The sequence below is a fragment of the Paludisphaera mucosa genome (assembly GCF_029589435.1).
GTDB classification, from domain to species: domain Bacteria; phylum Planctomycetota; class Planctomycetia; order Isosphaerales; family Isosphaeraceae; genus Paludisphaera; species Paludisphaera mucosa.
The window spans coordinates 392,417-415,539 of the sequence record NZ_JARRAG010000001.1 but is presented as its reverse complement, the minus strand read 5'-3'; the positions used below and the strand labels follow the sequence as shown (position 1 = coordinate 415,539).

The window sequence follows — 23,123 nt, the reverse complement described above, 5'->3', positions numbered from 1 at the left end:
CCGGTTTCGAGAACGTCAATCGCGAAGTTCATCAGGGAGCCGACGGCCCCGAACCGCCGCAGAAGCGCAGAATGTTCATGGAATCCTGCTTGACCTCATGGTAGCATCATTCAGCTTGAATAAGCAGGATACGATCTTTCGTCCTTCCCACAGGCTTATCCCCGATGGACGATCATCGCATGACGCGGCGGGACCTCGGCCCCGCCCTTTCGCCCCGACGCTCCGCCGGCCGGCGGCCGCCGCGTCGGATGCGGCCGACGCTCGAGCCGATGGAGGTCCGCCTCGCGCCGGCATTCGGCCTGACGGCGGGTCCTCCCGGTCTGGCCGACCTCGCGGCATCGGCGACGCTCGGCGCGACGGCGTCATTCACGGTCGTCGACCAGCCCGGCGACGTGGACGTGTACGTCGGCCAGACGGCCGTATTCGCGGCGTCCGCGGACGCCCCCGGCCTCTCGGTCGCCTGGCAATCCAGCGACGACGGCGGCGCGACCTGGCTCGACGTCGCCGGCGGGGACCGGGCGGTCACGATCGGCGGGACGACCCGGACCTGGTTGGACATGGCGACGCAACCCGGCCGGAGCGGCCGGCAGGTCCGCGCCGTGTTCGCGGGAGGCGACCCGGCCGACGTCGCGGCGAGCGACCCGGCGACCCTCGACCTGCAGCCGGCGCCGTCGACCATCGCGGTCGCTCTGGGCGCCAACCCTCGGCGTATCGGCGAGGCGATGACGATCACCGTCGGCGTCTCCACGGGCGTGCCCGGCCTGGCCGCGCCCGACGGGGGGGTCGTACGCGTCTCCGTCGGCCCGCTCCAGCTCACCGCGACGCTCGTCGGCGGCCAGGCCGCTTTCGATCTCCCCGACACGCTCGACCCGGGGACCTATGCGTTCCACGCCTCCTACGGCGGCGACGCCTACGCCGGGGCCGTCGAGGCCGACCTGGATCCGCTCGTCGTGCAGAATGGGGCGTCCCGGATGAGCGTCGCGATCCCGAGCCAGTCGGCGTTCGGCTCGACCGTGACGTTGACCGCCGCCGTGGTCCAATGGGCGCCCGAGGGTTACGCGACGCCCGGCGGGGTCATGTTCCTGGACGGCGGGCAGCCGATCGGCTTCGAACAGCTCGTCCGACAGGCCGAAGGCGCCTACGTGGCGACGTTCAGCACGGCTCAGCTCGCGGCGGGCCCGCATTACTTGCAGCTCGTCTACCTGGGGAATTACCGGACCCTCGCCACGTCTTCGGGCGTGTACGTCCTGACGGTCGGGCCGGCGGGGGCGGAGGTCCCATCGGGCGCGGCCGGGGCGATCGGCGCCGCGGGCTCGACCGCCTCGGCCCCGCCGCCGTCGATCGCGGCGTCGGACGCCCCCGGAGGCTCGCTCTCCGCGTTCGACGCCGGGCCGGCGAGCCAGCCGTTCGAACTGCTGACCTCGCTGACGGCGGGGCTCGACGACGGCTTCGGCCAGTCGATCTCGGCGTCCGCCGACGGCGGCGTGCTCGCCGTCGGCGCGTACCAGGGCGTCGTCGACCCGACGGCCGGCGGGTCGGGATCGGTCTCGGTCTTCGTCCGGTCGGGCGACGCCTGGTCGCTCACCGCCCGGCTCTGGGCGCCCGAGGCCCAGTACTTCGGCTTCGACGTCGCCATGAGCGCCGACGGCTCGACGCTCGCGGTCGGGGCGCCGTTGACGGCCGTCGGCGGCCGGACGTCGCAGGGGGCCGTCTACGTCTACGCGCGCACCGGCGCAGAGTGGGCGCTCGCCCGGATCTTGACCGCGTCCGACGGCCGCGCGAGCGATCGCTTCGGATACTCGACCTCGATCAGCGGCGACGGCCGGGTCGTCGCGGTCGGGGCCGAGCGCGGCGGCGGGGCCGCGCAGCTCCCCAACAAGGTCTCGGCCTACGTCTTCGCCCGCGGGGACGACGGCTGGACGCAGGCGACCGAGCTCGAACCGGCCGAGGGGACGACCGTCGCCGTCGACGCCACGGTGGGGGTCGAGCTCGCCGCCGACGGCGCCACGCTGCTGATCTCCGCGCTGACGCCGCCGAGCGGGGGCCTGGCCGCGATCTATTCCGCGACGGCGGGCGTCTGGACGCGGGACCTCTTCCTCAACGCGAGGACCTTCGGCGGCGTCCTGTCGCTCAGCGGCCGGGCCGCCCTCAGCCCCGACGGGGCGACTGCGATCGCCGGGGCGACGGTCGGCGCCGCCGCGACCGACGCGCGGCCGGCGATCCTCGTCCTGAGCCGATCGGGCTCGACGTGGACGCGGACCGACGTCCTGACCCCGCCCGACGCCTACGCCGACGACCCGGTCGGCTCCGGCACGCTCGGGGGCGCCAAGCTCGCTTTCACCCCCGACGGGGCGACGATCGTCGCCACGGCGCACGAGGCCGCCGTGGACGGCCTGAGGCGCGAAGGAGCCGTGCACGTCTTCGAGCGATCCGGCGCGTCGTGGTCGTACGTCGCGCGGCTGACGGAGGCCGGCGGCGCGGCGGAGGACAACTTCGGCGCGACGACCTTCGCGGCCGGCGGCGTCCTGTTCGTCACGGCCTTCCGGCCCGCCACGGTCGACGGCCACTCGCGAGGCGTCGTGTACGCCTACCTCGACGCGCGGGCCGGGGCGACCGTCTCGCCCGCCGAACAGGCGGTGCTCGTCGACGCCGTCGCCACGTTCACCGCCGAGGCCCGCGGGGCCTTCGCCTCGGCGCGATGGCAGGTCAGCGGCGACGGCGGCCTCACGTGGGCCGACGTCCCCGGCGCGAACGGACTCGTCCTCGCGTTCCGGGCCGGGCCTGGCGACTCCGGCAAGCGATTCCGGGCGGCGTTCACGGCGCACGGGGGCGTCGTCGCGACCTCCGACGCGGCGAGCCTCGCCGTCGTGCCGCAAAAGGTCGATCTGGTCATCCACGAGTATGACAACCCTCGGCGGGTCGGCGACCCGCTCCGGATCGTCGTCGTCGCGGGCTCGGCGATGGCCGGCGGCGCGACGCCCGGCGGGACGATCCGCCTGGCGATCGAGTCGAATGAATGGACCGCCCCGCTGGTCGACGGCCGGGCGACGTTCTCGCTCCCCACCACGCTCGCGGTCGGCGCCCACGGGGTGACGGCCTCGTACGACGGCGACGGCGTCCGCTTCGGGGCGGCGTCGTCCGCCGCCCCGCTGACCGTGGTGCGCGGGTCGTCGAGCCTGTCGGTCGCGCTCCCCACCGAGGCGGCGGCGGGCTCGCTCGTGACTCTGACGGCGTTCGTCGGATATTCCGGGACCGTCATCCTTCCCTTCGGCGGCGTCATGTTCCTGGACGGCGGCCGGCCGATCGCGTTCGAGCAGGTCGCGGCCGACGCGGGGGGCCGGATCGCCGCGACCCTGGCGACGACCGCTCTCGCTCCGGGCGACCACTACTTCCAGATGGTCTACCTCGGCGACCCCGGCACGTCCGCGTCGTCCTCGCCGGTCTACAAGCTGACGATCCGGCCGGCCGGCGCGGCGGCTTCTGCGTCTGCATCGGCGACGGTGGACTTTTCGCAGAAGTCGAACGACTCGCCCGCGACGTATGTTTTGAAATCGTCAGCGACTCTTATGAACGTCTCGGATTCGACGACCCGGCCCCCGGCCTGGCCCGCCGGGCCCCCGGCGGGGATTTTTCGGGGACGGATGCGGACGTTCGACGCCGCCCGGCCGCGCGCCCGCGTACGCCAAGCCCACACGGGCCTAGGCCCAAAACATTCCGATATTTAGACTTGCATGGATATCGGCCGGGCCGACGCGGTCGCGGGGCGGCTTCGCGGCCGCGGGCGGGGGCCGAATTCTCGCGAATTTCGACTGATCCCCCTTCCGGAAGCGGTCGATGTGGTGTCTAATCGGATCAGAATCACTTCGTCGCACTTCGAGAAACGACGCGAAGCGTGACGAATCAATTAAGGTGAGGAGCCGGCCTTCCGCCGGCGGCGTCGATGCCGCCGGATCCAGGCTGGACGCCACCCCCGCGACATCTCAGGTTCGCGAGACTTCGGCCTGCAATGGGCCATGGGCGGCAAAGCCCCGAGCCAACCTCAGCTTCGATCAACCGTCGAAGCCGACGGTTCAAAAACCTTAGAAAAATCCGGAGATTGGGATCATGCACCCCTGCATTGGCTTCAGGTCGCTGGCCTTGGCGGCCGCGATGTTTATGGGCCCCGCACTGGTCGCTGCGCAAGAGGCCGCGCCGGCGCCGCCGGCCGTCGCGCCGGCCGCGGTCGTCGCGGCCCCGGCGCCGGCCGCGGCCGAAGAGCACTCCGTCGTGCTGTTCGAGCCGATGACCAAGTATGCGACGTCCGAGAAGGTGGGCCTCATCCTGACGCTCCTGATCGCGGTGGCCGGCCTGGCCTACGCGGGGATGCTGGTCGGCCAGGTCCTGGGCGCCGACCAGGGGACGGCCAAGATGCGCGAGGTCGCCGACGCCGTCCGCGAGGGGGCGTGGGCTTATCTGATGAGGCAGGCGAAGGCCCTCTTCCCGCTCATCTTCCTGCTGACCCTGATCCTGTACTTCACGGCCCAGGCCTCGGGCGCGGTGCAGGTGGGCCGGGCGGTGGCGTTCTTCGTGGGCGCCCTGTTCTCGTGGCTGGTCGGCTTCGTCGGCATGAACCTGGCGGTGCGGGGCAACCTCCGCGTGGCCGCCGCGGCCCGGACGAGCTACGGCAACGCGATGCAGCTCGGCTATCGCACGGGCACGATCACCGGCATGCTGACCGACGGCCTGGGCCTGCTGGGCGGCACCGCGATCTTCATCATCTTCGGCGAGAAGGCTTATGAGGTGCTGCTGGGCTTCGGCTTCGGCGGCACGCTGCTGGCCCTGTTCATGCGGGTCGGCGGCGGCATCTACACCAAGGCGGCCGACGTCGGCGCCGACCTGGTGGGCAAGGTCGAGGCGAACATCCCCGAGGACGACCCCCGCAACGCGGCGACGATCGCCGACAACGTCGGCGACAACGTCGGCGACTGCGCCGGGATGGCGGCCGACATCTTCGAGAGCTATGAAGTCACGATCGTCGCGGCGATGATCCTGGGCTACGCCAGCTTCGGCCACAAGGGCGTCATCTTCCCGCTGCTCGTGCGGGCCATCGGCGTCCTGGGCTCGATCATCAGCACCTACAGCGTCCGCGCCGGCGTCGACAGCACCAGCGACGAGGCCCTGCACTCGGTCCACCGCGGCTTCGTGATCGGCTCGATGATCAGCGTCGCCGGCTTCATGGCCCTGGGCCTGGCCTACCTGCACTTCGACGACTCCTACATCCACAGCTATCCCCAGGCCGCCTACGGCTACAACGTGACCTCGGAATTCGCCGCGGCCCGCGAGACGGCCCTGGCCTCGGGCGTCTCGCTGAAGGACTTCACCGCGGGCTACACCGGCCCGATCCTCGCCGCCCAGCCGTTCTGGGCCGACCTGGGCCTGGTCAAGGGCCTGGACCTGCGGCCCGCCTGGACCTGCCTCATCGGCATCATCCTGGCGATCTCGCTGAACAAGGTGACGAGCTACTACACCCACACCCAGTACGAGCCGGTGAAGAGCCTGGCCAAGAGCTGCCAGACCGGCCACGCGACCAACATCATCCAGGGCCTGGCCGTCGGCTACGAGTCGGCGGTGGTGGCGACCCTGGTCATCGCGGGCGCGATCTTCCTCTCGGTGGTCATCTACGACGGGGCGAGCCCGCTGTTCGTGGCCTACGGCGTGGCGATGTGCGGCATCGGCATGCTGACCCTGACCGGCAACACGATCTCGATGGACGTCTTCGGCCCGGTGGCCGACAACGCCAACGGCATCGGCGAGATGGGCTACGACAAGGAGGAGATGGGCGAGGTCAACTACAACCGCGCCCGCCAGATCCTGGCCGACCTCGACGCGGTGGGCAACACCACCAAGGCCGAGACCAAGGGGATCGCCATCGGCTCGGCCGTCATCGCGGCGGTGAGCCTGTTCTCCAGCTTCATCGCGGTCGTCGCGGTGGGCAGCGAGGACAAGGTGGCCACGATGCCCCTGAACGCCTACCTGAACGAGGCCGGCAAGCTCTCGGTCGCCGCCCCGATGGTCTTCATCGGCGCCCTGATCGGCGGCGTCGTGCCCCTGCTCTTCAGCTCGATGCTGATCCGCGCCGTGGGCCGCGCCGCGTTCCTGATCGTCAAGGAGTGCCGGATCCAGTTCCGCGACAAGGACATCTGGGCCGGCGTCAAGAAGCCCGACTACGGCCGCGTGGTCAACATCTGCACCTCGGCCGCCCAGAGCGAGCTGGTGGGCCCCGCCCTGCTGGCCATCCTGGTGCCGATCATGGTCGGCATCTTCCTCGGCCCCCAGGCGCTCGGCGGCTTCCTCGCCGGCATGATCATCGTCGGCCAGCTGCTGGCCGTCTTCATGTCGAACGCCGGAGGCGCGTGGGACAACGCCAAGAAGCTCATCGAAGACGAGCCCCGCACCGCCTCCACCGGCAAGGGATCGGAGAGGCACAAGGCGGCCGTCACCGGCGACACCGTCGGCGACCCCCTGAAGGACACGGCCGGCCCGGCGCTCAACCCGCTGATCAAGGTCATGAACATGGTCAGCCTGCTGGCCATCCCCACGATCCTGGCCGTCGGCAAGGGCGAGTACGCCTGGGCCCTGTACGTCGTCGGCGTCTTCTGCATCGCCGGCGTCGCCTGGGCCGTGTGGCGGTCGAAGACCGAAAGCAAGGAGCTTCGCGAGATGGGCGAGGAGATGTCCGCCGCCGCCGAGACCACCTTCGAAGAGGTCGGCGCCGGCCGCTGAACCCCCTCGGTCGACCGTCCGCTCGACGAGACGACATGAGCTGAAAACCCTCGGGCCTCCCCGCTCCACCGCGAGCCGGGAGGCCCGCTTCGTTGCGCCCCGGCCCCCGAGGGGGCTCGACGGCGGGCCGGGGACCTCGGCGAAATCGCTGAAATAGGAAAGGCCTGCGCATCGCCCGGGTCGCGCCGGGCCCCGGGAACGGCCGGCCGGGGTTGCGTTTGTCCCAACCGGGGCGATCGAGTAAGGTGGGATGGGCGGGCGGCAGACGTCGAAGGCGGGAGGTCCGGCGGCGATGGAATCACGGCATGGCCGGGCGGGGGCGATCGCGTCCTGGCTCGGGATCGGGCTGCTGGCGGTCTGGCTCGGCCTCGCCCCCCAGCGGGCGACGGCCCAGGACGCCCCGGGAACGGCCGCGAAGGCCGTCGACTCGGCGCCGGCGGCGGCCGGCGACCAATCGGGCGACGAGTCGTTCCTGCGCTGGATGATCCGCGCGTCGGGGCTGATCGGCGTTCTGATCACGGTGATGTCGTTCTATCTCGTCGCCCTGATCGTCTGGATGGCCATCCACTACCGGACCTCGGCCGCCGCGCCGAGGAGCCTCGTGCGCGAGACCCGCGAGCTGCTCGATCAGAAGCGGTTCGGCGACGCGTACACCCGGCTCATGGCCGACCGTTCGCTGTTCGCCCGCGTGCTCGCCGCGGGCGTCCAGAAGCTCCCCGCGGGCGTCGCCCCGGCGCGTCGGGCGATGGAGATGGCCAACGAAGACGCCACGATGGAGATGGAACACCGCACGACCTACCTGGCCACCGTCGGCACCCTCGGCCCCATGATCGGCCTGGTGGGGACCGTCTACGGCATGATCAAGGCCTTCCGCGTCATCGCCACCAAGGGGACCGCGCCCCAGGCCAGCCTGCTCGCCGAGGGCATCTCGACCGCCCTGTTCGCGACCCTCGAAGGGATCGCGATCTCGATCCCGGCGATCTACTTCTACGCCCTCTTCCGCAACCGCATCGCGCGGATGTCGCTGGAGGCCGAGATGGCCGCCGAGCCCCTGCTCGAACAGTTCGCCCCCGGCGTGAAGGCCCAGGAGCCCGCCCCGCCCGCCCCCGCGCCCGCCGGGCCGGGCTCGCACCCGCATCCATTCGCGCTCAACGCCGCGCTGGCGGCGTCGAGCGTCCCGGGGCCGCGCTCGGCTCTGCCGCCCGCGCATCCCGAGTGAACCCCGGACGAGGCCGCCCGCCATGTCGCGCTCGTCCCCCTCGCACGCCCTGAACCCGAACCTGACGCCGCTGCTGGACCTGGTCCTCCAGCTCATCACGTTCTTCATGATGCTGATCCACTTCGGCAACCAGATCGAGGGCGAGACCCGCGCCGTGCGGCTGCCGGTCGCCCCCGCCGCCCTCCCCGGCGTCGACCTGGCGCTCGATCGGCTCGCGGCGGCGATCGACGCCCGGGGGAGCCTGCTGGCCGACGGCCAGGTCCTCCAGGGCGACGCCGCGTCGGCGTGGTGGAGGCGCCAGGCCGATGCGCGCCGCTCCGGGTTGGAACTGCTCCAGACGACGCCGGCCGCCGACGCGGCCCGGTCCGACGTCCCGACCCTACGTCTCCAATTCAACGGTCCCGACCCCGGCGGCGAGCTGCCCACGGTCGTCGTCCTCCGCGCCGACCGCGAGGCGTCGTACGGCGCGGTGCGGAAGACGCTGGTCGACGCCCAGTCGCAAGGGTTCGCCAACTTCAGCCTGGTCGTCCTGAACCGGGAGGCGCCGTGAGCATCGCGCCGCAATTCTCGACGACCCCGGCGACCGAGGACGACGAGTTCCGGGGGACGCGGCGCTACCGCCCCGGCCCCCCCGACGACGTCTACTTCCCCGTCGCGCCCATGCTCGACATGGCGTTCCAGCTCCTGGCCTTCTTCATCCTGACCTTCCGGCCGCCGACCGCCGAGACCCACATCGACCTCCACCTGCCGACCACCCCCGCCGCGCTCCCCAGCGCCCCGCGGGGGATGGCGCGGCCGACGTCGCGGACCGTCGACGTCGACCTGGAGAACGACGTGCTCATCCGCGCCGAGGCCGACGACCTCGGCGACCTGAAGTCCCTGCGCCTGGGCGAGGCGGCCGTCCCCGACCTGACGCAGCTCGGCCAGCGGCTCCGCCGCTACGTCGAGCTGCTCGGCGACCGCCCGCTGCGCGTCCGCCTGATCGCCGACGACCGCCTGCTCTACGAGCCCGCCGCGCGGATCATCGCCGTCTGCTCCTCCTCCGGGGTCGCCGCCGTCCGCCTGGCCCCGGCGGGGACCTCGCCATGAGGCCGCGGTCGGGGCTCGTGCTCGTCGCGACCCTGCTCCTCGCCGCGACGCCCCGAAGCGACGCGTGGCAGGACGACGCCCCCCTCGGCCTGGGCGACCTGGCGGCCGAGCATGCGGCGCTCGCCGGCAAGACCGGCGATTCGTCGCCGCCCCGGCCGGCGACCTTCCGCACGCTCTGGGACCGCCCCGACGAGTTCCGCGGCAAGCGCGTCCGCGTCGCGGGCCGGGTCGTCCGGGTCTTCCGCCAGGACGCCGTCGGCAGCTTCCCCGCGCTCGCCGAGGCCTGGATCGAGGAACCTTCGGGCGACCTGCTCTGCATCCTCTTCCCCGCCCCCGAACGCGGCGAGGCCGTCGCCAGGGGGACGCCCGCGTCGTTCACCGGCGTGTATCTGAGGCGGGTCCGCTACCAGGCCGGCGGCGATCGGCTCGCCCCCCTGATCGTCGGCCCCGCCGCGCCGAGCGTCGAAACCCCGAGCACCCGCGTCGAGGCGGCTTCCGAGGAATCGCGGCTTCCCGACTGGCCGGGGCCGATCGCGACCGTAGGATTGTTCGTCGGGCTGGCGGCGGTCTCCGGGCTCCTCGCCTGGCGGAGCCTGGCCGCGCCGGTCGGGCGGGACGCCCGGCGAGGCCGACGCCGGGGCCGCCCCGCCCCGCCGGGCCCCGCTCCCGAATTCCTCGAACCGGAGGCCGACGATGGCGACCGCGCATGAGCCCCGGCTGGGGCGAACGCCGCTCACCGACCCGCGGGCGCTGCTGACGTCGACGGCGTTCCACGTTCTCCTCGCGGCACTCGCCTCGCTGACGGTGTTGACCGCGGTCATGACGCCGACCGACGAAGGCACCGGGCGGAAGGCGATGCGCGGCGACCTGGGGCCGGTCGACAACCGCGCCGACCGACCGCCCGACTCGGGAGCCGGAGGCGGCGGCGGGCCGGGGGAGATCGGCGGCCTGGGCGACCCGGACATGGCGGTGAGGCCGACCGACGCGCCGGCGGTCAAGCCGGTCCGCGACCCGACGGCCGACGCCCTGCTCAACGAGATCCTGCCCCAGAGCGTCGTGAAGCCCGACGCGGCCCTGTCCCGCGACCTGCCCGACCTGCCGACCACGGGGGCGGGGCTCGTGGAGGGCTCCGGGGTCGGCGGCGGCGAAGGTCGCGGCGGCGGCTCCGGCGGCGGGGTCGGTCGCGGGATCGGCCCGGGGACCGAGTTCTTCGGCAGCCGCGAGCACGGGCGGTCGTTCGCCTACGTGATCGACTGCTCCGGCAGCATGAGCACCCGCAACGCCCTGGACATCGCCAAGCGCGAGCTGCTCGCGAGCCTCGACCGCCTGCCGCCCGACGTCGACTTCGCGGTCACGTTCTACGACCTCAACGCCCGCAAGCTGACCGACGCCCAGGGCCGCCGCGGCCTGATGCCGGCGACCGCCGCCAACAAGGCCCGGGTGCGGGCCCAGCTCGCCGCCGTCGCCCCCTTCGGCGGCACCGACCACCTGCTCGCCCTGCGCACGGCGCTCGTCGATCGGCCCGAGGTCATCTTCTTCCTGACCGACGCCGCGTCGATGACCAACGACAACGTCGAGACCCTGCTGCGCGAGGCGAAGGAGAGCCGGATCCAGGCCATCGAGTTCGGCCTCGGCCGCGACATGGGCCAGAACACCCCCCTGCGGCGGCTGGCCACGGCGACCGGCGGCGCGTACACCTACGTCGACACGTCGCGGTTCCCCAAGTCGGCCGCGGGGTACTGACAAACTCTGACGTGACCTCGGCTATGTCAGTGCCTGTAAGATTCAGGCCAGCTCATCGAACGTGGCCGGATCGACCGGAGGCTTGCCTGAATGCTCCGGAAGCGGGATGCTCGGCGAACCGGGAAGCACCGACGGCGGTTGAAGTAAAGCAACTATTATCAAGGTGGCCACAGGCCCGAGCATGAGGGACATGATCCACCAAGCCATGCCACTATGACCTTTGGACTGTGCCAGCCCGGCATTGATCAGCGACAGCGTGCCCCAACCGATGTAGTATTGCGATAAGCCGGGCTGGGTAGTCGCGGCGAATAACAGGCTCATCGTAACCTCCGTTCGTCCGATCACATTACGGAGAGTGTTTCGGCGGCCGTTCCTGAATATTCCGGTCTCCAACAATGGCTCCGGCAGAGCCTTGTAAAGAGAGAGGGTGTCTGGGTTTTTGTCAGAGCCTGTAAGCGATCGGCCCCTTGCACGAACCGTCCGCGGATCTGCCCCTCCTCGGTGGATCATACGATGAACCTCAGCTCGATCGTGCCCGAGGCGGGCGGAGACCATGAGAAGGCCAGCCGGTGGATCCTCGAAAGCCCGTCCGTCTGCGCCCATGACCATGTCTTCTCGCGAAAGCTCCTCGACCGGTTCGCGAATGCGAGGGGGTCGATCTTTGCGGTCATGAGCGGCGACGTGTGGCCCAACGATTTGCTGGTTCGCTCCGATACCGTCAGGTTCTCGCACCCCGCCGAATGGCCCGAGGACGAGCGGCCGGTCGTACGGCTCTCCATCGTCATGAGAGAGTATTTGCAGTCCTCCGCCGACGCCGTGGTCGTGTGCGAGAACGGGGCCGCAAACGCCAGGACTTTCATCGACCGGCAAACGGAGGACCCGCCGCCGGTCTCCTGCTTCGGAGACGAGGTCTTCCACATCGTGACGCCCGACGTGACCGACCTGGACGCCATCGAGAATGCGATCGGCTCCCGGCATCACTGGCAGACGGGCGTCTGTTCACGGTGTCAGGAACCGCCCAAGAGCGACATCGACGACGCGTGGTTCCTCGACGAGATCGTCGACCACACGGCGCACATCTTCGTCCCCGCCTTCGACGGCGGCGGCTACCTGATCTGGTCGCCGGAGGTGAGGGATTCCGGGAGACGGCTCAGCCGCGCCCGCCCTGGGGGCGGAAGCCGCGGCTGAGGGCCGTCTCCATCGCCTCGGGCACTTCCATGCCGAGGGCTTCCAGCTCGCGGTAGATGTCGGCGGGGTCGGAATAGGCCGTCTGACGGCCGTGGGGGGCGTCCCAGAGGATGTAGCGCTGGACGCTCTTGAAGTCGCTGTAGGTCAAGAGCAGGCTGTGGTCGTCGTAGGTCCACGCGGCGATGATGGCCCGGCCGCGCGAGCCGGCGGTGCGGAGCGACGGGGTGAGCATCTCGATCTGCTTGCTGGGCATCCCCTGGACGACGACCTGGCCGGCCGCCGCGCCCCGGACCGACGGCACGACCGCGAGGCGGTACGGGCCCAACGGAGTGTGCCGATGCCCCGCCGGCCGCGGCCCGGGCCCGCCGGTCGCCTGCCGCATGCCGGCGGCGGCCTCTTTCCAAAGCTCGTGCAGCTCGCCCTGGAGGAATCGGATCGGGTCGACGTCGACGAGCGCGACCTGGTCGGAATCGACGACCTCGGCGTCGGCCTCGGCGGCGATCGCGCCAATCCGCGCGGCCTCGGAGCCCTGGGCGAGCCTCGCGGCGCGGGAGTCCTGGTCCTCGGGCTGGGCCTCGTCGTCGGGGTCGGACCGTGCCAGGACGCGGTCGAGCTGGACGGCCGAGCGGTCGAGCTGCTCGACGACCCGCGGGGCCAGGTGCCGGGTGAGCGTGCGGTGCAGCTTCTCGCCCGGGTCGGGCAGCCGGAGGACGCGGTTGGCGACGAAATGCCAGGCGTCTCGCAGCTTGCCCCGCCGCGCGCGCTGCCAGCGCGACATCTCGACCAGCGGATAGACGACCTCGGCCCACATCGCCGCGCCCGAGGGGTCGCGATAGGCCGCGCCTCCGGCGTAGCGCAGGACGGTCTCGCGGAGGTCGGCGTGCTCGCGCCAGGCGTCGGCCAGGCGGTTCCAGCGCTCCACCAGCTCGTCGCCGACCTCGCGCTCCGGGGCCAGCTTGCGGAGGTCCTCGGTCGAGCGGGGGATCAAACCCACGTTGAGCACGCCCTTGGCGTCGGTCATGTGCTCGCGGGCGTAGGCGCTCGCGTCCTGGAGCGCCTTGCGGGCCTGGCGGAGCATCCGCCGGCGGTTGGGGTTGTCGCGCCAGCTCAAAAACTTGGCGACGACCACCGGGTTGAGCGCCGGGCGGACCTCGATCCGCTCGTCGAGGAGCTGCGCGGCTTCCGGGACGGCGGCCTCGGAGTCGTGGGCGGTGAGGACGTAGGTGAGGGCCAGGATCAGACGCGCGCGGTCGGCGTTGAGGCGTTCGAGCTTGCGGCGGGCGAAGAACGGCCGCCGCCGCGAGCCGACCAGCAGGTGGGCGAGGTAGTAGCCGTTGAGGTAGCGTTCCTCGGGGTTGAGCGAGACCGGCTCGGCCAGGATCGTCCTGAGCAACTTGCGGACGAGGGGCGAGGCCGCGAGGTCGGCGGCCTCGGCCGCCGCGACGTGGGGCGCGGCAACGGCGTGGGCCGGCTCGGACCGCCTCGCCCGGGCGGCGGGGGCCGCGCCGGCGACCGCCCGCCCTCGCGCAGCTCGGCCAGCGCCGAGGTCCAGGACCGGCTCGCCGGCGTCCTCGGGGGCGGCGTCGGGGGCGGGCTCGCCGGCCGCGACGTCGGCCCCGCCCTGGAGCTTGCGGGCCTCGACGCGCAGGGCCTCGGCCACGACCGCGCCGCTGGCGGGGCGGTCCTCGGGACGCTTGGCCAGCAGGGCCAGGATCAGCTTCTCCAGATCGGGGGAGACCGGCTGGTCGCGCGCCAGGATCGGCGGCGGCGGGGTGTTGGCGTGCTGGGCCATGACGGTCATCGCCGTGCCCGTGAACGGCACCGCGCCGGCCGCCGACTCGTAGACCATCACGCCGAGCGAGTACAGGTCGGTCTTGTAGTTCAGCCGCTGCCCCTTCGCCTGCTCGGGGCTCATGTAGTGCGGCGTACCCCGGACGACCCCCGCGGCGTCGTCGTGCTCGGCCAGCAGCGAGAGGCCGAAGTCCGACAGCTTGGGCACGTCGGCCGCCGTGAGCAGCACGTTCCCCGGCTTGACGTCGCGATGGATGACGCCCTGACGATGCGCGTAGTCGAGGGCCTCGGCCACGCCGGCGAGGATCTTCAGCCGGCCGGCGAGCGGGAGATCGCGCCAGCGGCGGACGTAGCTCACGCCGTCGACCTGCTCCATGACCAGGTAGCTGGTCCCCCCGGCCTGGCCGAAGTCGTAGATCCGCACGACGTTGTCGTGCAGGAGCCGGGCGGCGATCTGGGCCTCGAGCCGGAGCCGCTTGGAGACCTCGTCGCCCGCCTGCTGGTCCTTCAGGACCTTGATCGCCACGCTGCGCTGGAGCACCTGGTCGACCGCCGCGTAGACCGCGCCCATGCCCCCCCGGCCCAGTTCCTTCTGCAGGAGGAATCGATCATTGAGCGTCGAACCTGGGCCGATCACCGCGCGTCCCCCGCCGTCGAAGGGTCCGATCCGGGCCTCGCCTTCGAAATTCCGGCCGAGCACGACGCCCGAACGGGCGCGGCTCGACCCGGCGCAAGCGGTCCGCGGATCACATCGCCATGATGCCCCCCCGCCCCCCGCGCGTCAATCACGCAAGGACTTGCGGCGACTGGAAACCGGCCGAGCGGGCGGCTAGAGTCGAGGCCCGACGACGCCGACGCCCCGACACGACCCGACCGAGGAGCCGCGATGACCGCGACCCGACCGAGACTTCGCTCCCTGATGCTGACCGCGATCGCCTGCATCACGCCGGCCGCATGGGCCCAGGCGCCCGTCCCGGCCCCGCTCGCCGCGCCGCGGACCAAGCCGGTCGCCGCGGCCGACGCGCATCGGCCCACGCCGATCCCGGATCGGATCGTCCGGACCATCGCCGCCGACCCCGCGCGAACGATCGCGGTCTCGTGGCGGACCGACGCCAGCGTCGCCGCGGGCCTGGCGCAGATCGCCGCCGCCGAGCCCGGCCCGCGGTTCCCCGAGCGGGCGAAGACCGTTTCGGCGGCCTCGCAGACGCTGGCGACCAACCTCAACTCGGCGCGGTTCCACTCGGTCGTCTTCCGGGACCTTTCGCCCTCGACGGCCTACGTCTACCGCGTGGGCGACGGCGTCGACTGGAGCGAGTGGTACCAGGTCCGGACGGCCTCCGATAAGCCGGAGCCGTTCCGCTTCCTCTACTTCGGGGACGCCCAGAACGACATCAAGTCGATGTGGTCGCGGGTGATCCGTCGCGCCTACGCCGACGCCCCCGACGCCGCGTTCATGGTCCACGCCGGCGACCTCGTCAACCGCGGCTGGGACGACGCCCTCTGGGGCGAGTGGTTCGCGGCCGGCGGCTGGGTCGACGGCATGGTCGCCAACGTCCCCTCCCCCGGCAACCACGAGTACGAACGCCCACGGCTCCCCGACGGCAAGGTCGACCCCAACGCCAAGGCGCTCTTCACGCCCCACTGGCGGGCCCAGTTCGCGCTCCCGGAGAACGGCCCTCCCGGGCTGGAAGAGGCCGCCTATTTCTTCGATTACCAGGGGGTCCGCGTGGTCTCGCTGAACTCGAACGAGGCGCACCGCGAGCAGGCCGAATGGCTCGACCGCGTCCTGGCGGAGAACCCCCAGACCTGGACGATCGTCACGTTCCACCACCCGATCTACTCGCCCGCCAAGAACCGCGACAACCCCGAGCTGCGCGCGCTCTGGCAGCCGGTCTTCGACCGCCGCAAGGTCGACCTCGTGCTGCAAGGCCACGACCACACGTACGCTCGGACGGGACTGAAGGCGTTCGAGAACGTTCCCGAAGGGGCGAACACGCGGGACGACCCGACGGCCACGGCGGGCACGGTCTACGTCGTCTCGGTGGCGGGCCCGAAGATGTACGTCCTCGACCCCGAGCACTGGATGCGCCGGGCCGGCGAGGACGTGCAGCTCTACCAGGTGATCGCCGTCGACGGCGGCGTGCTGCGGTACGAGGCCCGCACGGCGCTTGGCGATCCGTACGACGCCTTCGAACTCCACAAGCAGCCCGACGGCCGCCCCAACCGGCTCGTCGACCGCGTCCCCGCCACCCCCGAGATCCGCCGCGCCGTCCCCAAGGCCGCCGCGGCGGGGTGAGGCGGCGGTCAATCGGCCTCGACGTCCTCGTCCTCGTCGTCGAACTCGTGCGACCAGTTCACGACGTCGATCTCCTCGGGCGCGATGTGCACGACCTGCCCGTTCCGCCAGCCCACCAGCGGCAGCCCCAGCTTCTTGTGGAGGATCGCCGCGTCCCGCGCGGCCTCGTCGATCGCCTCGTCGATCAGGTCGCCTTCCTCGAAAGCCTTGCCGATGTCGACCTTTCGCTCTTTCATCGGAGTCCTCCCGCCTGGCTCTGGAACCGTCGCCAGGCCGCCGGTCGCTTGATGATTCCAACCTGCGCCCCTCGGCCACGAGCCACGAGGCGCAGGTGATTCCTCGTCGTGTTATCGTAGATGTGCCAATTGGTGGCCAGCGGGCGGTACAGTTCCTGGAAATTCCTCAACCCGGCCGCATGACGACGGCGAACGACCTCCTCGGGGACGTGATGACCGCCCTGGAGCACGCGGTCTGCCACGCGGGCCACGGCCAGGTCGGCGGACGGCAGCCAGAGGAAGATCAGTTGAAATTCGTATCCCGTCGCGGTCAACGAGCGGAGCCAGGGGGCGAAGGACCGCGTCGCCAGGGTCGTTTCGAAGGCGAAATCGGCGCGGGCCGCCGCGAGGTGCTTGAGCCGGGCGAGCATGATGCGCCCGGCCTGGACGGCCATCGACTCCGGGGCGAAGGCGGAGAGCCCGCGCGCGATCTCGTCGGCGTTGACGAAATCGGCGACGGCCAGGCGTCCTCGCAAAAGGGCGGGCGCGGCCGTCGACTTGCCGGCGCCGTTGGGGCCGGCCAGGACGATGACGCTCGGGGCGTTCGCCATGCGGCGCTCCGGGGTCAAACCTCGGCCGGCTCCAGTTTGAGCTGGCGGCGGTAGACGTCGCGCATCAGGGTTTCGGAGATCAGTCCTTCCCAGCGGCCGTCGACGCAGTCCGGGGCGCCGACGCGGGCGGCGAGCCAGGCCTCGTCGCGGCTGGTCATCGCTTCGAGCTGGCGGGCGTCGAACGAGCCCAGCTCGTCGAGCAGCTTCTTGAGGAAGCCCTCGGTGTGCGCGTCGAGCTTGGGGCGGGGGACGAACTCGTCGAGGCTCCGCCAGCCGTACTTCTCGAACCGGTTGTACACCGACCGCAGCACCGGGCCGTGCGCCCAGGCTTCGAAACGGCCGGGGAACAGGGGCTCGCCGTGGATCGCCAGGTGCCGCGCCTGGGCGAGATACATCAGCTTCTGGAGCTTCGCGAGGGTGATGTAGGAACCGGCCTCGTGGGAATCCCAGACGATGTAATTCGTGACTTCCTGGACGCACTGCCGGCAGCTCATGGCGTCGTCTCCGCACGATCATAAGACGAGAGAGGATCTTCCTCAGTCTAGATCGTACCCGGCCCCGCGTCGCGCTCAACGACGCCGACAGGAATTCCCGAACTTTTCGACGAATCAATTCGGAGTCCGGATCGTCACCTTCTTCGGCCCAGGCCCGGCGAGCGGCAGGATCGCGCTCGTCCCGCGGCGGCCGACCGCCGCCGGCTCGGTCGTCGCGCGGGCGTCGAGGCCGTGGACGACGACGAACGAGGCGCCGGGGCTCCAGGCGTGGACCTGGAACACGGCCTCGCCGCGCTCGTCCGACTCGACGTCGACCGACCCCGCCGCGCAGACCCAGATTCCGGAGGCCCGCAGCGCACGGAACTGGTAGGGCCGGGCCCGGGGGCCGGCGAGCAGGCGCAGGGCCCCGGGCAGCAGCGTGCCGGGGTTGATGTCGGCCGGGTTGCGGGCCTGCGAGAGCGGGTTGAACGAGTCCGGCAGGAGCCCCTGGCTGGCGTGGCCGATCGGGTAGGTCTGGAGGATGCCCGAGGCGGCGATGCCGTCGGCGATGCGGCTCCAGGGGCCCTCGGCGTCGTGGCGGGCCAGCTCGATGAGGGCGTCGGCGTAGACGAGGCCGCACCACTGCACGGGCAGGCCGATCCAGTTGGGCGCGACCCAGTTGGTCGAGCCCAGCACGGGGGGCGTCGCGTAGGGGCCGACGGCGCCGGGCCCGGTCGCGGCGGTCGGATCGACGAGGTAGACGAACGGCACGCCGGTCCACGCCCAGTACTTCGCGGCGTCGAGGAGCGTCGGGTCGCCGGTCAGCTCGTACCCCAGCGCGAAGGCGCGGACGAGGTAGGCGGAGGCGAGGACGTCGGGCGTGTGCAGGGCGATCTCCCACGTCTGCGCCCCGCGCGGGACGCCGTTCTGGAAGCGGTCGCGGAGGACGTACAGCAGCCGCAGCGCCTCGTCGACGGCGGCCTTGTCGCCGGAGAACGCGGCGAGCCTGAGCATGTGGTCGATCGGCTGGCCGGCGTAGCCGTCGGCCTCGTCGCTGAAATGGGTCCGGCCGTAGTCGATCTTGTCGTCCCGGCCCGGCTTGAACCGGCGGGTGCCGTCGGGCTCGAACCATCTGGACGTGGCGAAGGCCGTCGCGACGGCCCGATCGAAGACCTTGCCGCCCGAGTCCTCCGTCATCCCCGCATGTGAGAGGACCAGCGGCGCGACCGGGTAGCGGTTGTGCCCGACGGCCGCGTGCAGGTCCTGTTCGGGACGCACGGCGGCCTCGGCCTCGACGGCCGCCGCACGCAGGCGATCGGCCAGCGCGGCGTCGTCGGTGAGGGCGGCGAGCCAACTCATCATCCAGGCCGCGTCGGCGGCCGGCTGGGGCTTGAACGCGTCGCCGCCGGCGGCGTGGCGATACCGGCCGCCGTCGCGGATCGGCGAGTCGAGCCAGCCGGCGGCGGCCAGCCGGATGTAATCCTGCAGGCCGGGCGTCGTCGGGATCGGCGGCAGCCCCTTCAGCGCCACGTACTTCTGGACGGCCGGGACGATCGTCGAGCCCTGGCCGGCGATCAGGAGGCCCGTCGCCTTCGCGGGCGAGCCCGGGGCGAGGACCAGGGGGACGTCCGGGAACAACGAGCCCTCGACGCGGTCGGAGCCGTCGGCCCCGGGGGCGATCAGGCCCATCAGATGCCCCCGGCCGCCGAGCGTCCGGTCGGGCGAGTCGAACAGGGGCGCGACGCCCGGGACGCGGTCCCAGATCATGCCGAGATATTTACCCCGAGCCTGGATCGCCATCAGCGGGAACGTGAGCTTGGGGGCCGACGACACCTTGCGGAGGGCGTCGGCCTCGCCCAGGTCGGCCGTCGAGCTGCTGGGCTCGTTCTCCAGGTACTCGACGCCCGCCAGGATCGCCTGGCCCTTCGACGCGCCGAAGGGCCCCAGGCCGTGACCCGGCAGGACCACGAGCAGCGGGGCGTGGAAGACCGGCCGGGGGGCGTCGACCGCGCACTCGGCCTCGAAGGCGATCACGCCGGGCGAGTGGGGGCGGAAGGCCTGGCTCAGGCTCCAGACGGCCCCATCCTCGTCGCGGACGCTGGTCCGGACCCGCAGGGAATGGTCGGAGGGGTCGATCTCGGTCTCGACCTTGCCGCCGGCCTGGGCCACGTCGAGCCACTTGACCGTGGGCTTGCCGGCGACGGTCGCCTGGTAGGCGATCGCGGGATGGTCGTGACCCGTCGCGAAGTCCCGGCCGTCGACGCTCAGGATGAAGCCGCCGTAGCGGGCGGGGTCCTGCCGCAGCACGAGCGAGCCCGAGGCGACGGCGGGCCCGTCGGCCGGCGGGTTCGGGATTCCCGGCGCGGGCCACTTCGCCTCGAAGACGAGGCGGGGCGCGATCCGGATCGATTCGATGAGGCAGACGCCCGAGCTGCCGGGCGGGTCGATCCGCAGGTACGTCCCGGGGCCCAGCGGCGGCAGGTGGATCGTCACGTCGCGCCAGCCGCCGGCGGCGACCGACTTGCGCACCGACCGGACCTCTTCCGTCTCCTGGCCGCCGCGGGCGTAGAACAACTGGAGGTCGCCCGAGTGTTCCACCTTGACCCGGACCACCGCAGCCAGGGGCACGCCCTCGGGAAGGTTGATCGCGGGGCTTCGGAAATAGGGATCCCGGCCGTTGATCCTCACGGCGAGCCCTTCGGGCGCGGCCCCGATCGCCTGGACGTCGTGGAGCGGCACCCACCCCTGCACGGCCCCGGCCGTCCGGAAGTCGAAGGCCACGGCGGCGGGATCGGGGGCCGCCGCCTGCGCGCGGGCCTCGCGGGCGGACCACGACGACGCGACCAGCAGGCCGCCGAACAGCGCGAGGGTGTATTTCATGGGAGAAACTCCGGGGAGGCGGGGAGGGCGGGCGGGACGAGCCGTCGGTCGGGGGCTGCGGGCGATAATCGCCGCCTGTTAATTCTACCGTAACCGATTGCTCGTCGATCTGGCGGTTCTCTCTGAGATACGCCGCACGATGTTAGCCGCCGGTCGCCTGACCTGGCGACTCGCGTTCCCAAGACAAGAACTCGGCGCATTTCTTTCGACCTTCTCGATGTAGCTCGCCGGCCAAAGTCGGGCTATTCCGCTCGGGACGCAGACCGGGCCAATGAGGGCACGCTCGCGCCACCTGCTCCCATACCGGCATCAGTTCGGCGTCCGGTGCTCCGCGGATGAGCGACCCCCGATAGCCCATGAGGTATCGAAACGCCCAGCTGTCGTGACGCCGGCACGCGGCGAAAGTCTCGCGCACCAACTCGTCGCACCACCAGTAACTGCCCGACAAGATATCGTAGGACCGCTCGGCTTCGGGCCGGTAACTGGCGCCCCGGAGGATGTCGAGTGCCGCGTCTGGAAACAAGAGCATGGACATCTGGGCCTCCCCCTGCCGCCTAACTCGTATTCGGCTTCGGCCGACGCGGCGGGAACGTGCCGTTGGCCTTGTGCCAGTGGTAGATCCGCGCCTCCTCGTTACGCCGCAGCACGCGGCCGACCACCACCGCGATCTCCTCCGGGCTCGGTGGTAGGTCGCGGAGCAACCGGGCCGGGATGTTCCGCGCTTGAGGCACGGTCATCGCCGGGATTCCCCCCCCCGACATGCCGTCGCTCCAGGCACAGGAACCACAGCGCCACCAGCGACAACGTGATGTGGTGGTGCCAGCCCACCCAACTCCTCACCTCGTAGTGATCGAGCCCCGCCTCGCCGTTGCCGGCCCCGAACATCTCCTCAATGCGATGTCGTTGCCGCTGCGCGCGGACGACCTCCGCCAGCGGGATCTCCGGCCCGGCGTTGGTCAGGGCGTAGTCGACCCGCGACTCGCCCACGGGGCGGATCACCACCAACCGTTCCTCCGGCCCGACGCGCCGGTCATGCTTGGCCCGGACCCGAACCGTCATCGCATCGACCAGGAGTGGTCCCTTCTCGCCGGGGCGGACCTCGATCCGATCCCATCGCGACTCCGGCTGCGCCGCCACCCAGGCGTCGGCCCGCCGGAAGGGAGCGTCTCGCTTGCGGCCGACGCCGGCCCGCTTGCGGGGCGGCCGGCGGCGTCCCAGATCGCGCACCGTGGTGCTGGACGGCACGTCGAGGACATACCGTTCCTTGCGCGATCGCAACGCGGCACGAAACTCGGAGGCCCGGCCGAACTCGTCGTCGCCGGCGATCCAGCCGTGGGCCAGCCCCGGCAGGCTCCGGTCGAGCAACTCCAGGGCGATCTGCCACTTCTCGCGGAACGCGACCTCCGGCGGGACGTGGCACTTCTCGCGGCGGGCCTCTTCGCCGGCCCAGTCCTGCGGCAGGTAGAGCCGGCGGTCCAGCGGGGCGTAACCGCCCGCGGCGGCGTAGGCGAGGAAGACGCCGACCTGGCAGTTTTCCACCTTGCCGAGCCGGCCGCACCACTGGCGGGCGACCCCGCACGACTCGGTCCCCTTCTTGGGAAAGGCGCTGCCGTCGATGACCACAACGCCGTCGGGCATGGCCAACTCCTCGCGGACGTTGTCCCTCAGCTCGGCCATGACCGCCTCGTCGTCCCACTTGCCCGAGCCGACGAAGAACTGGACCGGCTTGCGCGGCAGCCCCGCCTCGACGGCGATCGGCTCGGACGTCTTACGCTCCAGGCCGCCGAGCCGGCCGCGGATGACGAGGGCCGCCGTCGCGCGCTGCTCGACGCGATAGAACCGCGGCAGGTAGCGTTGCAGGAAGGAGGTCAGGCGGTCGGCTCGCTCCCGGACGACGTCGGGGCTGACCGCGGCGTCGGCCAACAGGGCTTGGGCCTCGGGGTGATCCAGGAGTGACATCGGGAGCCCTCCAGATCTGCGACGCCTCATCGCTATAGCCTGAGGGCATGAAAGGCATGGCTCGAAGTCACGAGAAATCGGTTACAGAAGAATTAGGTTGTCCGCTCTCTGGAACGGTTTCATTGGAAGCTGCCTGGCTTCATCCTTGCTGCCTCGCGAGCGTCCTTCACGTTTCCGCTCGGACGCCTTCCGTACGAGTTCCTTGACCAGCTTCATCTCAACAGCCTGTTCAAAGACCCCCTCCTGATCAAAGCTTCTTTTGTCCTCTTCTGCGGTTCTAACCCAGGGCGTTTCATCCGGGAAAATGACATCGCTGAAGTAAGACAAGTATTTCGTATTGTTCATTTCCACAAGTGGCATCCGGCCTCGCCCGGCCCAAGTAATGCCCCACCCCGTCTCCTCTTTTTCCAGGAAGAGCAGAACGGTCTCGCCCTTCTTGGCATAGGCGATGTCGCAAGCGAATGTCGGCCAGACGCGATATTCGACCGAAGTCGTCCTTGGTCCCTTCCAAACTTCCAGCACGGTCGCCTTGGCACGACGAGTCTCAACATTCGGGTCTTCGCTCACCGATTCGACTTTGGCGAGGACGATCAGCTCGCTCGCTTCCACCAATTCAGCGACCCGCGGTGGGATGACTTCGAGATGGGCCTCCGATATAGGAAGGGCCGAATGAGCGACGTGAATCGACGCAGTAAGCATCGTGAACAGGACCAGAGGATGCATGATTCGGCTCCGTGCCTGGGTAGAGTGCGTCGGTTACCCTACTCGAAGAGGCCGGTAGGACGTATCTCAAGCATCGAAACACCGCTCGGCACCCGGCTTGATGAGCAAGCTCCGTCCGTCTGATAATCGGTACTATTATGTGAACGTGTTTTGCGCCACCTGCGCCGGTCGGCG

General features: G+C 71.0%; 18 protein-coding genes. 9 read left to right on the top strand and 9 right to left on the bottom strand.

What is annotated here, in order from left to right; all coding sequences use genetic code 11:
- Positions 1-179 precede the first annotated feature (179 nt).
- The 7 genes from PZE19_RS01740 to PZE19_RS01710 all read left to right on the top strand — a co-directional run bounded on the left by PZE19_RS01740 (position 180) and on the right by PZE19_RS01710 (position 10,813).
- Positions 180-3,725 (top strand): Ig-like domain repeat protein, encoded by a 3,546-nt coding sequence (locus tag PZE19_RS01740; RefSeq protein WP_277858860.1) that lies wholly within the window; start codon positions 180-182, stop codon positions 3,723-3,725.
- A 556-nt stretch (positions 3,726-4,281) separates the two neighbouring features.
- Positions 4,282-6,762, top strand: a complete 2,481-nt coding sequence (locus PZE19_RS01735) for a proton/sodium-translocating pyrophosphatase (RefSeq protein WP_438269966.1) — start codon at positions 4,282-4,284, stop codon at positions 6,760-6,762.
- Between the two features lie 292 nt (positions 6,763-7,054).
- Positions 7,055-7,981 (top strand): MotA/TolQ/ExbB proton channel family protein, encoded by a 927-nt coding sequence (locus PZE19_RS01730; protein ID WP_277858858.1) that lies wholly within the window; start codon positions 7,055-7,057, stop codon positions 7,979-7,981.
- Between the two features lie 22 nt (positions 7,982-8,003).
- Entirely contained in the window at positions 8,004-8,531 is a 528-nt protein-coding gene (locus PZE19_RS01725; protein WP_277858857.1) for an ExbD/TolR family protein, read from the top strand.
- Positions 8,528-9,070 carry an ExbD/TolR family protein gene (locus PZE19_RS01720; protein ID WP_277858856.1) on the top strand — a complete coding sequence of 181 codons (543 nt, stop codon included), beginning with the start codon at positions 8,528-8,530 and terminating at the stop codon, positions 9,068-9,070. Before PZE19_RS01725 ends, PZE19_RS01720 begins: the two co-directional genes overlap by 4 nt.
- Entirely contained in the window at positions 9,067-9,780 is a 714-nt protein-coding gene (locus PZE19_RS01715) for a hypothetical protein (protein WP_277858855.1), read from the top strand. The genes PZE19_RS01720 and PZE19_RS01715 overlap by 4 nt, the downstream gene beginning before the upstream one ends.
- Positions 9,764-10,813: a vWA domain-containing protein gene (locus tag PZE19_RS01710; RefSeq protein ID WP_277858854.1), complete on the top strand. Its 1,050-nt coding sequence runs from the start codon at positions 9,764-9,766 to the stop codon at positions 10,811-10,813. The genes PZE19_RS01715 and PZE19_RS01710 overlap by 17 nt, the downstream gene beginning before the upstream one ends.
- A 42-nt stretch (positions 10,814-10,855) precedes the next feature.
- On the opposite strand, the gene PZE19_RS01705 is transcribed toward PZE19_RS01710, so the two are convergent.
- On the bottom strand, positions 10,856-11,134 hold the full coding sequence (locus PZE19_RS01705; protein WP_277858853.1) for a hypothetical protein: 279 nt from the start codon (positions 11,132-11,134) through the stop codon (positions 10,856-10,858).
- Positions 11,135-11,326: 192 nt separating this feature from the next.
- Between PZE19_RS01705 and PZE19_RS01700 the strand changes: the two genes are divergently transcribed.
- On the top strand, positions 11,327-12,001 hold the full coding sequence (locus PZE19_RS01700) for a hypothetical protein (RefSeq protein ID WP_277858852.1): 675 nt from the start codon (positions 11,327-11,329) through the stop codon (positions 11,999-12,001).
- Here the strand turns inward: PZE19_RS01700 and PZE19_RS01695 are convergent.
- The gene (locus PZE19_RS01695; protein WP_277858851.1) at positions 11,964-14,429 is read right to left on the bottom strand and encodes a serine/threonine-protein kinase; all 2,466 of its coding nucleotides are present in this window, start codon (positions 14,427-14,429) and stop codon (positions 11,964-11,966) included. The two genes, PZE19_RS01700 and PZE19_RS01695, sit on opposite strands and share 38 nt — an antisense overlap.
- 249 nt (positions 14,430-14,678) lie before the next feature.
- Between PZE19_RS01695 and PZE19_RS01690 the strand changes: the two genes are divergently transcribed.
- The gene (locus PZE19_RS01690; RefSeq protein ID WP_277858850.1) at positions 14,679-16,088 is read left to right on the top strand and encodes a purple acid phosphatase family protein; all 1,410 of its coding nucleotides are present in this window, start codon (positions 14,679-14,681) and stop codon (positions 16,086-16,088) included.
- 8 nt (positions 16,089-16,096) lie between these two features.
- Here PZE19_RS01690 and PZE19_RS01685 read toward each other — a convergent pair whose 3' ends face one another.
- From PZE19_RS01685 to PZE19_RS01655, 7 genes are all read right to left on the bottom strand, one after another.
- Positions 16,097-16,324, bottom strand: a complete 228-nt coding sequence (locus PZE19_RS01685; protein ID WP_277858849.1) for a hypothetical protein — start codon at positions 16,322-16,324, stop codon at positions 16,097-16,099.
- The gene (locus PZE19_RS01680; RefSeq protein WP_277858848.1) at positions 16,321-16,914 is read right to left on the bottom strand and encodes an ATPase; all 594 of its coding nucleotides are present in this window, start codon (positions 16,912-16,914) and stop codon (positions 16,321-16,323) included. Before PZE19_RS01680 ends, PZE19_RS01685 begins: the two co-directional genes overlap by 4 nt.
- Positions 16,915-16,928: 14 nt before the next feature.
- Positions 16,929-17,408 carry a Panacea domain-containing protein gene (locus PZE19_RS01675; protein WP_277858847.1) on the bottom strand — a complete coding sequence of 160 codons (480 nt, stop codon included), beginning with the start codon at positions 17,406-17,408 and terminating at the stop codon, positions 16,929-16,931.
- A 114-nt stretch (positions 17,409-17,522) separates the two neighbouring features.
- A complete protein-coding gene (locus tag PZE19_RS01670) occupies positions 17,523-20,267 on the bottom strand; it encodes a hypothetical protein (RefSeq protein ID WP_277858846.1) in 2,745 nt (914 codons plus the stop codon).
- 142 nt (positions 20,268-20,409) lie between these two features.
- A complete protein-coding gene (locus PZE19_RS01665) occupies positions 20,410-20,802 on the bottom strand; it encodes a hypothetical protein (RefSeq protein WP_277858845.1) in 393 nt (130 codons plus the stop codon).
- 98 nt (positions 20,803-20,900) lie between these two features.
- Complete coding sequence (locus PZE19_RS01660; protein WP_277858844.1) at positions 20,901-22,226, bottom strand: IS701 family transposase; 1,326 nt, start codon at positions 22,224-22,226, stop codon at positions 20,901-20,903.
- Between the two features lie 81 nt (positions 22,227-22,307).
- Entirely contained in the window at positions 22,308-22,949 is a 642-nt protein-coding gene (locus PZE19_RS01655; protein WP_277858843.1) for a hypothetical protein, read from the bottom strand.
- Positions 22,950-23,123: the final 174 nt, after the last annotated feature.

Excerpts from the sequence above, each read along its gene's own strand:
- PZE19_RS01740 (WP_277858860.1), top strand. The coding sequence starts at position 180 with ATGACGCGGCGGGACCTCGGCCCCGCCCTTTCGCCCCGACGCTCCGCC.
- PZE19_RS01735 (WP_438269966.1), top strand. The coding sequence starts at position 4,282 with ATGACCAAGTATGCGACGTCCGAGAAGGTGGGCCTCATCCTGACGCTC.
- PZE19_RS01730 (WP_277858858.1), top strand. The coding sequence starts at position 7,055 with ATGGAATCACGGCATGGCCGGGCGGGGGCGATCGCGTCCTGGCTCGGG.
- PZE19_RS01725 (WP_277858857.1), top strand. The coding sequence starts at position 8,004 with ATGTCGCGCTCGTCCCCCTCGCACGCCCTGAACCCGAACCTGACGCCG.
- PZE19_RS01715 (WP_277858855.1), top strand. The coding sequence starts at position 9,067 with ATGAGGCCGCGGTCGGGGCTCGTGCTCGTCGCGACCCTGCTCCTCGCC.
- PZE19_RS01710 (WP_277858854.1), top strand. The coding sequence starts at position 9,764 with ATGGCGACCGCGCATGAGCCCCGGCTGGGGCGAACGCCGCTCACCGAC.
- PZE19_RS01705 (WP_277858853.1), bottom strand. The coding sequence starts at position 11,134 with ATGAGCCTGTTATTCGCCGCGACTACCCAGCCCGGCTTATCGCAATAC.
- PZE19_RS01700 (WP_277858852.1), top strand. The coding sequence starts at position 11,327 with ATGAACCTCAGCTCGATCGTGCCCGAGGCGGGCGGAGACCATGAGAAG.
- PZE19_RS01690 (WP_277858850.1), top strand. The coding sequence starts at position 14,679 with ATGACCGCGACCCGACCGAGACTTCGCTCCCTGATGCTGACCGCGATC.
- PZE19_RS01685 (WP_277858849.1), bottom strand. The coding sequence starts at position 16,324 with ATGAAAGAGCGAAAGGTCGACATCGGCAAGGCTTTCGAGGAAGGCGAC.
- PZE19_RS01680 (WP_277858848.1), bottom strand. The coding sequence starts at position 16,914 with ATGGCGAACGCCCCGAGCGTCATCGTCCTGGCCGGCCCCAACGGCGCC.
- PZE19_RS01675 (WP_277858847.1), bottom strand. The coding sequence starts at position 17,408 with ATGAGCTGCCGGCAGTGCGTCCAGGAAGTCACGAATTACATCGTCTGG.
- PZE19_RS01670 (WP_277858846.1), bottom strand. The coding sequence starts at position 20,267 with ATGAAATACACCCTCGCGCTGTTCGGCGGCCTGCTGGTCGCGTCGTCG.
- PZE19_RS01665 (WP_277858845.1), bottom strand. The coding sequence starts at position 20,802 with ATGTCCATGCTCTTGTTTCCAGACGCGGCACTCGACATCCTCCGGGGC.
- PZE19_RS01660 (WP_277858844.1), bottom strand. The coding sequence starts at position 22,226 with ATGTCACTCCTGGATCACCCCGAGGCCCAAGCCCTGTTGGCCGACGCC.
- PZE19_RS01655 (WP_277858843.1), bottom strand. The coding sequence starts at position 22,949 with ATGCATCCTCTGGTCCTGTTCACGATGCTTACTGCGTCGATTCACGTC.